Origin of the sequence: Pelomicrobium sp. (assembly GCF_036803785.1) — a bacterium.
Classification (GTDB): domain Bacteria; phylum Pseudomonadota; class Gammaproteobacteria; order Burkholderiales; family UBA6910; genus Pelomicrobium.
This window is the reverse complement of record NZ_DAIRTR010000117.1, coordinates 1-9,422: the sequence shown is the minus strand read 5'-3', so window position 1 is coordinate 9,422 and position 9,422 is coordinate 1. Positions and strand designations below refer to the sequence as shown.

The 9,422-nt window shown below is 66.7% G+C and carries 14 protein-coding genes; 10 read left to right on the top strand and 4 right to left on the bottom strand.

Annotated features, from left to right (window positions below; genetic code table 11):
* Together V7Q81_RS12455 and V7Q81_RS12450 are read left to right on the top strand one after the other, a co-directional pair.
* The coding region (locus tag V7Q81_RS12455) for a patatin-like phospholipase family protein (RefSeq protein ID WP_333843784.1) at nucleotides 1–693 on the top strand (693 nt) is incomplete at its 5' end.
* 52 nt (nucleotides 694–745) lie between these two features.
* Nucleotides 746–1,066 carry a hypothetical protein gene (locus V7Q81_RS12450; protein WP_333843782.1) on the top strand — a complete coding sequence of 107 codons (321 nt, stop codon included), beginning with the start codon at nucleotides 746–748 and terminating at the stop codon, nucleotides 1,064–1,066.
* Here V7Q81_RS12450 and V7Q81_RS12445 read toward each other — a convergent pair.
* The gene (locus V7Q81_RS12445; RefSeq protein WP_333843785.1) at nucleotides 960–1,367 is read right to left on the bottom strand and encodes an FAD-dependent oxidoreductase; all 408 of its coding nucleotides are present in this window, start codon (nucleotides 1,365–1,367) and stop codon (nucleotides 960–962) included. The genes V7Q81_RS12450 and V7Q81_RS12445 overlap by 107 nt on opposite strands.
* 216 nt (nucleotides 1,368–1,583) lie before the next feature.
* The gene (locus V7Q81_RS12440) at nucleotides 1,584–2,207 is read right to left on the bottom strand and encodes an FAD-dependent oxidoreductase (RefSeq protein WP_333843779.1); all 624 of its coding nucleotides are present in this window, start codon (nucleotides 2,205–2,207) and stop codon (nucleotides 1,584–1,586) included.
* 17 nt (nucleotides 2,208–2,224) lie between these two features.
* Here V7Q81_RS12440 and V7Q81_RS12435 point away from each other — a divergent pair, with 17 nt between their 5' ends.
* Genes V7Q81_RS12435 through V7Q81_RS12425 form a run of 3 tightly spaced genes read left to right on the top strand, consistent with a single transcriptional unit; the run spans nucleotide 2,225 to nucleotide 4,049 of the window.
* The gene (locus V7Q81_RS12435; protein ID WP_333843777.1) at nucleotides 2,225–2,956 is read left to right on the top strand and encodes a hypothetical protein; all 732 of its coding nucleotides are present in this window, start codon (nucleotides 2,225–2,227) and stop codon (nucleotides 2,954–2,956) included.
* A complete protein-coding gene (locus V7Q81_RS12430; RefSeq protein ID WP_333843775.1) occupies nucleotides 2,953–3,711 on the top strand; it encodes a DUF72 domain-containing protein in 759 nt (252 codons plus the stop codon). The genes V7Q81_RS12435 and V7Q81_RS12430 overlap by 4 nt, the downstream gene beginning before the upstream one ends.
* 56 nt (nucleotides 3,712–3,767) lie before the next feature.
* The gene (locus tag V7Q81_RS12425; RefSeq protein WP_333843773.1) at nucleotides 3,768–4,049 is read left to right on the top strand and encodes a hypothetical protein; all 282 of its coding nucleotides are present in this window, start codon (nucleotides 3,768–3,770) and stop codon (nucleotides 4,047–4,049) included.
* An 81-nt stretch (nucleotides 4,050–4,130) separates the two neighbouring features.
* Here the strand turns inward: V7Q81_RS12425 and V7Q81_RS12420 are convergent, their stop codons facing one another.
* Nucleotides 4,131–4,934: a phosphodiesterase gene (locus V7Q81_RS12420; RefSeq protein ID WP_333843771.1), complete on the bottom strand. Its 804-nt coding sequence runs from the start codon at nucleotides 4,932–4,934 to the stop codon at nucleotides 4,131–4,133.
* Nucleotides 4,935–5,095: 161 nt separating this feature from the next.
* On the opposite strand from V7Q81_RS12420, the gene V7Q81_RS12415 reads away from it, so the two are divergent.
* The 5 genes from V7Q81_RS12415 (at nucleotide 5,096) to V7Q81_RS12395 (ending at nucleotide 8,419) form a co-directional block, all read left to right on the top strand.
* Entirely contained in the window at nucleotides 5,096–5,737 is a 642-nt protein-coding gene (locus V7Q81_RS12415; protein WP_333843770.1) for a tetratricopeptide repeat protein, read from the top strand.
* 39 nt (nucleotides 5,738–5,776) lie between these two features.
* Entirely contained in the window at nucleotides 5,777–6,232 is a 456-nt protein-coding gene (gene dtd / locus V7Q81_RS12410) for a D-aminoacyl-tRNA deacylase (protein ID WP_333843769.1), read from the top strand.
* A gap of 166 nt (nucleotides 6,233–6,398) precedes the next feature.
* On the top strand, nucleotides 6,399–6,797 hold the full coding sequence (gene speD / locus V7Q81_RS12405; RefSeq protein WP_333843768.1) for an adenosylmethionine decarboxylase: 399 nt from the start codon (nucleotides 6,399–6,401) through the stop codon (nucleotides 6,795–6,797).
* Between the two features lie 22 nt (nucleotides 6,798–6,819).
* Nucleotides 6,820–7,773: a polyamine aminopropyltransferase gene (gene speE / locus V7Q81_RS12400; protein ID WP_333843766.1), complete on the top strand. Its 954-nt coding sequence runs from the start codon at nucleotides 6,820–6,822 to the stop codon at nucleotides 7,771–7,773.
* Nucleotides 7,774–7,789: 16 nt separating this feature from the next.
* Nucleotides 7,790–8,419, top strand: a complete 630-nt coding sequence (locus V7Q81_RS12395; protein ID WP_333843764.1) for a YbhB/YbcL family Raf kinase inhibitor-like protein — start codon at nucleotides 7,790–7,792, stop codon at nucleotides 8,417–8,419.
* Here the strand turns inward: V7Q81_RS12395 and V7Q81_RS12390 are convergent.
* Nucleotides 8,416–9,422, bottom strand: a 1,007-nt coding sequence (locus V7Q81_RS12390) for a hypothetical protein (protein WP_333843762.1), incomplete at its 5' end; no start/stop codon positions are given. The genes V7Q81_RS12395 and V7Q81_RS12390 overlap by 4 nt on opposite strands.

Below are 9,422 nucleotides of genomic sequence, written 5' to 3'. Positions count from 1 at the left end.
GTGGTGGGCTTTCTGGACGTGAGCCTGGCGGGCGGGCTGATCAAGGGGGAGCGGCTGGTGGAGTTTTTCCGTACGACTTTCGCCGATGCCGACATCGCGGATCTGCCCCGGGCCTACGGGGCGGTGGCCACCGACCTGGAAACCGGCAACGAGGTGTGGTTGCGAGAGGGCCGGGTGATGGAGGCGGTGCGGGCCTCCATCGCCCTGCCGGGGCTGTTCACGCCGGTGCAGCGCGACGGCCGCATCCTGGTGGACGGAGGCCTAGTGAACCCGGTGCCCGTCTCCCTGTGCCGGGCCATGGGGGCGGATATCGTAATCGCGGTGGATCTGAACGCCGACCTCCTGGGACGGCATCTGCGGCGGTCACGGCCCGGCGCTGCCACCAAGGCCGAGCCGGATTCCTGGCTTCAGCGCATCCGGGACAGTTTGACCGCCCGCAACATCATACCCGCCGATAGCCCCGAAGCCGGCCCGTCCATGCTGGAGGTGATCGCCTCCAGCATCAACATCATGCAGGTGCGCATCACCCGCAGCCGCTTGGCGGGAGAGCCCGCCGACCTGATGATCACCCCACGGTTAGCCCATATCGGGCTCATGGAGTTCCACCGGGGGGAGGAGGCCATGGCGGCGGGGCGACGCGCCGCGGAGCAGGCGATCCACCGCCTGCGGGAACTCACCGAAGACAGCGCCTGAGGCAAACTGGATCGCTCCAGGCTAGAATTCCCCCGAGGAGGCGGACACGGCCATGATCCAGAGCGTCACGGTGCGTTTCGGCGAGGGCGAGGAATACCGCTTTCGCGTCCATGAAGCAGAGACGGCAGGGCTGACGGCGGAAGCCGCCCACCGCTGGCTCGATACGCAGCTCGCCAAAGGGGGCGATGAGGGCTTCAATCCGGTGGGCAAGGCCTTGGCCGCGGACAAGGTGCTGTTCCTTGCCAAGTCGGCCGGTCCCGAGGAGTTCAAGCGCAACTCGGCCTGGGCCCGCGAGCTAGCGCGCGCCGTTGCGGTCCTCTTTGGGCGGCCCCACGTGACCGTAGACGTGACGGGCGGAAGCGTGGGCTATTGAGCCCGTGCGTTACTGGGCGATCGGCGGCCGCCACTCGCTCGGCAATGGCCAGGGAAGCCGTGAGCCCAGGCGAGTCGATGCCGAACAGGTGAATGAGCCCTGGCACGCCATGGGTCTCGGGGCCCTGGATAAGGAAATCCGCTGCCCCTTCTCCGGGGCCCGCGATCCTGGGCCGAATTCCGGTGTAGCCAGGCAGGAGGGCGCCTTCCAGCAGCACCGGGTCGTAGCGGCGAATGGCTTCGTAGAAGCGCCGGACATGGCTCGCGCCGAAACCATAGTCGATCGCCTCGGCCCCCTCCACGTCGGGGCCGAGGTGCGCCTGGCCGGCCCAGGTCCAAGGCTCACGGGCACGCCTAGCCTTTCCGGCTCCGGCACCGGACAGACGAGGCGTCCAAAGGGGGGAGCGCCCTTTCAAGACGAAGTTAATGCCCGTGGGCACAGTGTTCCTGCGGTACGAGCTCGATCGGCATGCCCTCGATGGGGCATGCGATCCGGGACGCCGTGAGCCCCGCGCAGTTCACGCCCCCCGGCATGGGAGCGTTACCGCCTCGCCGCCACTTTCCACGGCCAGCACGATGCCCGAGGGCGAGGCGCGACCCGAGCGCACCGCGCTGCGCGAGACGATCACTGCGCCGTGGCGCTCGGTTTTGCCCTGCAGGACCTGCATGGAGGCGTGGCTGTCCAGGATACCGGTGGACGGGCAATGGAGGGCAGCGACACAGCGCACCGCGGGCTCCAGGCGCGCCGCCTCTCGTGCGTCCAGCCATTCTAGGTCCCGCACGCCATTCTCCGAAGTGTTGGCGCGATAGCGCTCCAGGGTCTCCGGCTCCGAGGTCCGGGTGGCGACGATCAGCTGGCCGAGGCGGCGGTGGACGCCCCGCGTTCGGCGCAGAAGCGATGGAGCTTCTGCCTGCCGTCCACGCAGAGCTTCGCCTTGAGGCTGCCGGGCGGATAATATGCCCGCGTGGATGACTTCCGAGCTGCGTGCGTTCGTCTGGTTGCCAACGGTGCTGGCTGCCTCCAACACCAGGACCTCCCGGCCCGCCAGGGCGAGGCCCGAGCGACCGCCAAGCCGACAACGCCCGCGCCGACCACTGCACAGTCGATGCTTTCCGTCATTGCGCTTTTCGCTATGCGACACCGGTATATTGACCGCACATGAATCGCGCGCGCGCCCATCCCGGCCGGATCGCACTCGCCATCGCTTCGGTTGGCTTGACGATTGCTCTCTGCCCCGCAGGGACCGCCTCGGAAGGTGGGGACGAGCCCCGCTTGCTGGGCAGCGCCATGCTCTATCCCCGCTCTCCCGAGATCCGGCCCGCGAGCCGCGAGCCGATCCTGGTCCTGCAGCCCACCTTCGTGCATCTGACGGGAAACCGCTGGAGCTTGGCACGCATTGCCGAAGCCGCCGAGACCGCCGCCGCTGTCCTGGCCCAGTGCAGCGTGGTGATCCCGAGAATCCCCCTGCACCAGGTCGAAGTGCCGGAGCGCTACCAGGACTTTCACGTGCCCGTCTCGCGGGAGCTCGCCCGACGACTTCCCTATCCCAAGCCCACGGTCTATTTCGTCCGCGACACCCGCCAGCGGATCGCGTTCGATGCCGAGGCAATCGGCCGCGCCAACAGTCGGGGACGACCGGAGCTGCAGGACACGGTGTGGATCACTGAAGGGATACGGGACCCGGGGATCGCCCTGGCCCACGAGCTTGTCCACGTACTTATGGACAGCGGCGAACACGTGGATGTGCCCGGCAATCTCATGCGGGACCAAACCGCGCCCGAGAATCGAGAGCTCACGCCCGGGCAATGCGCTCGGCTGCGGGCCGCGGGCACGGCACACGGACTGCTCCAGACGGCGGATTCCCGACTGCCGCAGGGGCAGGCGCAGTGAGGGGACGGCTCTACGTGGGCACGAGCGGGTGGAACTACGCCGCTTGGGCCTCGGGGTTCTACCGGGGCGTACCCCGGCGAGCATGGCTCGCCCACTACGCCCGGTGCTTTGGCGCGGTGGAGGTGAATGCTTCCTTCTACCACGAGATCCGCCCGGCCACATATGCCGCGTGGCGAGACCAGACACCGGAGGGATTCCGCTTCTGCGTCAAGGCGCACCGCTATCTCACCCACGTGAAACGGCTCGCCTTCCCCCTCGAGTCCCTGCAGCGCCAGCGCCACAACGTGCGCCCCCTCGGACCCAAGCTCTCCGTGGTGTTGTGGCAGTTACCCTCCTCCCTGCCCTGGGAGGCACGGAGGCTGGAACATTTTCTGGTGGCTATCGACCGCTGGCCTGAGGCACGACACGCGGTGGAGTTCCGCCATGCCTCGTGGTTTCGAGACGATGTGGCGGCGCTTTTGGCACGCCACCGAGTAGCCAACTGCCTGTCGGATGCCGCCGACTGGCCCATGTGGGAAGCGGTGACGGCTGACCTTGTCTATGTGCGGCTACATGGTCACCCTCGCACCTACGCGTCGCGCTACGCGCCCCAGGCGCTCGACGCTTGGGCGGCGCACATCGGCGCTTGGCTCGCGGAGGGCCGGACGGTGCACGTCTATTTCGATAACACGGACGCAGGCGCCGCACCCCGGGACGCGCGGGCCCTCGCCGCGCGGCTTGAGCGGCGGCGCAGCATGGATCAGGGTTGCAATTGAGCGGCGCTGGTGCTTTGATAACGGTACTCGCCCCAAAACAGGTCGAGGAGGATCCCATGAAGGCGCCGATCCCCGAAACCCCGCCGGATTACGACAAGACCCGCATCATCGAGCGCCCGGACGGCTTTTACTGGCAGGACAAGGAAACGGAGGAAGTGTTCGGCCCGTTTCCCACGCTGCTGGAAGCCATCCGGGACATGGAATACAACGCCGACGCGGACATGGAGACGCCCGAGAGCCTGGAAGAGGTGGAGGCCGAGCTGGGGATCTCGGGTTGGATCGAGCCGGAGACGGGGGAGCCGGCCGAGGATACCTTCACCCGTCTCGAGGACCACTAGCGGGCGCGCCAAAGCGCCTGGACGCCGTCTCCCCTGTTCCCCCAGCACTTTCGCCAAGAAAAGCTGGGGCCAAAGGATCGATCACGGACCGTAGGCGCGAAAAGGTCCGGGGAAGGGGTCCACCAGGCAGAGGTGGGTCACAAGCCCCACGCCAGGGCGCCACAGGTGCAGCAAGAAGCCCGGCGGTTCCAGCACGAAGCCCGTCGACGCCCCGGGCCGCAGGTCCAGGGCGAGCTGGTGGGCGCAGCTCGGGGCGACGCAACCGCTCGTGCCCGCCCAGCGCACGAAGACCGGGCGATGCAGGTGCCCGCAGCACACCCGCTCCACCTGGGGATGGCGTTGCAGCAGTGCCGCCAGCGCTTCCGCCCCCGTGCAGCGCGTCTGGTCCATGGCGTCCAACCCGCTGGCGAAGGGGGGATGGTGCATGAAGAGCAGGGTGGGCGTATTGGGGGCCTCCTCAAAGCGTGCTTCCAGCCAGGCGAGACGGGTCTCATCCAGGCGCCCCTCTTCCCGTCCCGGTTCTAGGGTGTCGGCGAACACCAGCCGCACCGGGAAGTCGTCGATGACGTACTGGATGAAATCGGGATCCTGCCCCAGATAGGCGTGATCCTTAAATACGGCCCGCAGCGCGCTGCGGTCGTCGTGGTTTCCGGGAATGAGCACCCAGCGGGACTCCAAGGGCTCGAGCAGGGAGCGCAGGTGCCGGTACTCCTCCGGGTGGCCCGCATTCACCAGGTCCCCGGTCAGCGCCACCAGGTCCGGCCGCGGCGTGAGCCGGTTGAGCCGGGCGACACAGCGGCGCAGGCAATCGGCCGTATCCACCCGGCCGCCCACGCGTTCTCCCGGGCGGCCTACGTGCAAGTCGCTGACTTGGGCGATGAGCATGGGGCGCAGGGACAAGCATTCTTGCCCCTCATGGTAAATCCATGGGCGATGGCGGCGCCAGCGGCGTGTGGGCGCTGGGCTGAACGGGGCTGCCTGGCGGCGGTCGAATCCGGCAGGCTCGCCCGCTGTACCGTTCTGTGGCTTTCCCGAAGGAGGAGCTCATGACCCGCAGGCTTTTGCTCACGATCGCAGCGCTGCTCTGTGCCTCTTGGGCGCTGGCACAGCAACCCCTTGAAGAACAGCTCCGGTGGGCGCTTGCCGCGGCGACGCCGCAAGAGACGCTCGAACGGCTGGAAAAAGCGGTCAGCCTGGGCAACGTGCTTGCTGCCTACGAGCTCGGGTTGATCCTCCGGGACGGGCGAGCGGGCATCGCGCCCGATCCAGGCAGGGCGCTCAAGCTGTTCCAGAGGGCGGGTCGGCCATGGCTCGCTCGCAACTGGTTCAAGCTCGGGGTGCCCGAGGCCCAGTATGCTGCTGGCATGATGCACCTGGAAGGCAAGGGAACACAGACCGACGTGGAAGCTGCGGTGAAGTGGCTGCTGCGCGCGGCAGAGCAGGGCCACGGCCAGGCTCAGGTTCGGCTTGCCGAGGTCTACGCCTCGGACGGTGCGCCGGTGGACATGCGGGAAGCCTATTTCTGGGCGTCGCTCGCCCTCACTCAGCTCTTTCTACCGCAGGAGGAACGGGACACAGCAGCGCAGATCCGGGAGCGAGCGGCACAGACCCTAGGAGAAGGGGCGACGGAAAAGATAAAGATGGCGGTCGAACGCTGGAGCCCGCGCCGCATGGCCTCCGGCTGGTGAGGGCTGAGCAGGGAAAGCCTCTGTGCCGGAGCCCGAAAGATGATCGGGTTGCTGCAGCGGGTGAGCATGGCCCGCGTGGTGGTGGGCGGACAGACCATGGGCGAGATCGGCCCGGGGCTCGTGGTGTTCGTCGCCGTGGAGCGAGGCGATGCCGAAGCCCAGGCCGACCGGTTGCTCGAGCGCTTGCTCGGCTTCCGGGTGTTTGCGGACGAGCAAGGGCGCATGAACCGCAGCCTCGCCGACTTGGGCGGCGGGCTCCTGCTGGTGCCTCAGTTCACCCTGGCGGCGGATACCCGCAAGGGCACCCGGGCGAGCTTCACGCCTGCCGCGCCGCCGGCGCAGGGGGAGCGGCTGTTTGGCTACTTGCTCGCCCGCGCTCGAGCGCTCCATCCCTGGGTGGCCGCTGGCTGCTTCGGCGCCGCCATGCAAGTCCATCTGGTAAACGATGGCCCAGTCACCTTCTGGCTCCGCGTTGCGGCGCAAGGGGAGCGCTGAGGCGCCTCCGCTTCTATTGAATCCCCGCGCGATTTTGCTAAAATGCTCCGCTTTCCGCTTTGCTGCCAACCACCTTACGGGAGGCGGGTAAAGCTGTTCCATGGGGGGGCAAAGGCGTCGCCTGCGCCCGTGAAACGGTTCTACTTGTGTACTGAAGGAGGGTGCTATGGGGCTTGCAGCAGCAAAGGCGCTCGAGCCGGAGCCAAGACCGAAAGGCTTGCATCTGCTCGGCGACCTGTACGGTTGCAAAGGGGAGGATCGGTACTTCTTCAGCGCCGATCTGCTGCGGGAGCACTGCTTGAGGTTGGTGGCGGAAGCCGGCCTGACCCCGGTTGGCGATTATTTCCACCAGTTTGGCACCGACGGCGGCGTCACCGGCATGGTGGTGCTCGCCGAATCCCATCTCTCCGTCCATACCTGGCCCGAAAAGCGCTACGTCACGGTGGATGTGTTCGTGTGTAACTACACGAGCGACAATCGCCACAAGGCGCACAAGCTGTTCAATGCGCTGCTAGACACGTTCCGCCCGGACGAGCCCCACGTGCGCTCAGTGGAGCGCGAGTAGGGCCGCAGCCTGCCAACACGCCATGACCAAGCCGACCGCGGAGCGGTTCCACATCGAGCTGCTCAATCCTGATTACGGGTGTGCGGTGCGGGTGACCGAGACCCTCACTCGTTTCCGCACCGAGTACCAGGACCTGGAAGTGGTGGACACGCCCATGTTCGGGCGCATGTTGCTGCTCGACAAGGTCATGATGACCACCGAGCGCGACGAGTTCTTCTACCACGAGAGTCTGGTGCACGTGGGCGCTCTCGCCCATCCCGGGCCCACCTCTGCCCTGGTCATCGGTGGTGGCGATGGGGGCTCCTCGGAGGAGCTGCTCAAATACCCCACCATGCAACGGGTAGTGATGGCGGAACTCGACCGGGGCGTAGTAGAGGCGTCCAAGCAATACCTGGAAAAGATCCATCGCGGCGCCTTCGATGATCCACGCCTGAGTGTGATGATCGGCGATGGCAAGGCCTTCGTCGAGCGCACGGACGAGCGCTTCGACCTGGTGGCCCTCGACCTCACCGACCCGCTGGGGCCCTCGGTGCAGCTCTACACCCGGGAGTTCTACGAGTCCTGCAAGCGCGTCCTGAATCCCGGCGGGGTGTTGACCCTGCACGTGGAATCTCCGATCACGCGCCCCAGGGCGTACCAGCGTATCGTGGCGACGCTGAAGGCGGTCTTTCCCCTGGTGCGGCCTTACCTGGTGTACGTGCCGATCTATTGCGCCTGGTGGGGCATGGCGACTGCCTCCTCGACCGTGGACCCCCTCGCCCTCTCCGAGGCCGAGGTGGAAAAGAGAATCGCCGAGCGAAAGCTGCAAGACTTGCAGTACATGAACGGCGCGGTCTACCGTGCCGGGCTTGCGCTTCCCAACTTCGTGCGCCGGCTGCTGGCGGAGCCCGTGCCGCTGATCACCACGCAATCTCTCCTCGTTGACGAGGTGGGAGACCCCACGTTTAAATACGACTTGGTGCCGCAAGTCACCTGAACGGGAGGAGGATGCCGTGAAGCTCAGCAGCCAAAGCTTTGCCGATCAGCAGAAGATCCCCGCCGAATGCGCTTTTTGCGTACCCGACCCGGCGAGCCGTGTGAGGCTCGGCGGCAACAGAAATCCCGACCTTGCCTGGAGCGATTTGCCTGCAGGCACGCGCTCCCTGGTGCTCATCTGTCACGACTACGATGTTCCCTCTAAACCCGACGACGTGAACAAGGAGGGGCGCGTGATCCCGGCCGATCTACCCCGGGTGGATTTCTACCACTGGGTGTTGGTCGATCTGAAGCCGGACGAAGCGCCCATCGCCAAGGGCGAGTTCTCCGATGGGGTGACGCCCCGGGGCAAGAAGGGCCCGGAAGGGCCGCGGGGAACGCGCCAGGGATTGAATGACTACACGGCCTGGTTCGCTGGCGACAAGGACATGGAGGGGCAGTACTTCGGCTACGACGGCCCGTGCCCCCCATGGAACGACACCCGGGTCCACCACTACGTCTTCACCCTGTATGCCCTGGACATACCTCGCTGCCCGGTGGAGGGGATCTTCCGAGGGCCGGACGTGCGACGGGCGATTGAAGGGCACGTCCTGGGAAAAGCGACCCTGACCGGACGCTATAGCCTCAACCCGAGCGTGACGCTCTAGGGCCGGGCGAGCGGTTGGGTCACGCTGCCTTTCACGGCGAGGTAGCCGCGTAGCGGATTGGTTTCCGAGCGGATCTCCACTTGAGCGCCCCCCGAAAGGGAGCGGTCGGGAGCCACTTCCAGCGTGCCGCTCGCACTCAGGATGCCGGCAGCGAGACTCAGATTGCGGAATTCGTACCGGTGGCCCGCAAGGACCATGGAACCGGTGAGTTGTTGAAAGGCGGTTTCACCCCGAGAGGACCCGGCGCTGCCGCCCCGCAGGGCTTGGGAGAGATCCACGCCGGTGAGCGCACCTCGCTCTACGACGAACTCGCCCCTGAGGCGAGGGGCTTCAAATAGGCTTTGCAGGCTCCGCCCCGCGAGCTCGAGCTGCATCCGGGATTTGAGGGTGCCGGTGATCGGGGCATCGCCCAGGTAGGCGGAGAAAAGGGCGGCGAGGTCCACACTCACCAATTCGGCCTCGCCCTGGGCCGTCCAGAGGCCATCCCAAGTGAGGCTGCCGCTGCCCATCACGCGGCCACCATAGAGCAAGGCGTCGAACTGCTCCACTTGCAGCCGACCAGGCGCCGCATTGGCCTTGACCTGCAGGTTCTCGAACACGAGGGGTAGGCCGAAGGGCGCTTTCCAGATTTGGCCCTGGACCTGGATCTTGAGGCCTGTGCCCGAAGGCACGAGCGCGCCACTCAGGCTCCCATCCACCGCCCGAACGGCGATGTGCCGTACCGTGCCGTCGGAGGCCAGGGACAGCTCGGCATCGAAAGGTGGGAGTTCCATTCCCGCCCCCACCACCCGCACCTGGCGGGCTGTGATCCTTTCCAGGGCCGTGCCGGCGTTGGCGGCGAGGGGTCGGTTCCAGGCTTCGAGCCGCTCCAGGGCGGCGGCATTCAGGCTGACGTTTTCGATCTGGATGGCAGAGATCTCGTCGCTGCGGCCGAGCAGCGCCGCGAACCCCGTTGCGGTGAGGACTTCGGCGACAAGAGCTCCGTCCTTGCCAACCTTGATTC

Coding starts and splice junctions, on each gene's coding strand:
- V7Q81_RS12450 (WP_333843782.1), top strand. CDS start 746: ATGATCCAGAGCGTCACGGTGCGTTTCGGCGAGGGCGAGGAATACCGC.
- V7Q81_RS12435 (WP_333843777.1), top strand. CDS start 2,225: ATGAATCGCGCGCGCGCCCATCCCGGCCGGATCGCACTCGCCATCGCT.
- V7Q81_RS12420 (WP_333843771.1), bottom strand. CDS start 4,934: ATGCTCATCGCCCAAGTCAGCGACTTGCACGTAGGCCGCCCGGGAGAA.
- dtd (WP_333843769.1), top strand. CDS start 5,777: ATGATCGGGTTGCTGCAGCGGGTGAGCATGGCCCGCGTGGTGGTGGGC.
- V7Q81_RS12425 (WP_333843773.1), top strand. CDS start 3,768: ATGAAGGCGCCGATCCCCGAAACCCCGCCGGATTACGACAAGACCCGC.
- V7Q81_RS12415 (WP_333843770.1), top strand. CDS start 5,096: ATGACCCGCAGGCTTTTGCTCACGATCGCAGCGCTGCTCTGTGCCTCT.
- speD (WP_333843768.1), top strand. CDS start 6,399: ATGGGGCTTGCAGCAGCAAAGGCGCTCGAGCCGGAGCCAAGACCGAAA.
- speE (WP_333843766.1), top strand. CDS start 6,820: ATGACCAAGCCGACCGCGGAGCGGTTCCACATCGAGCTGCTCAATCCT.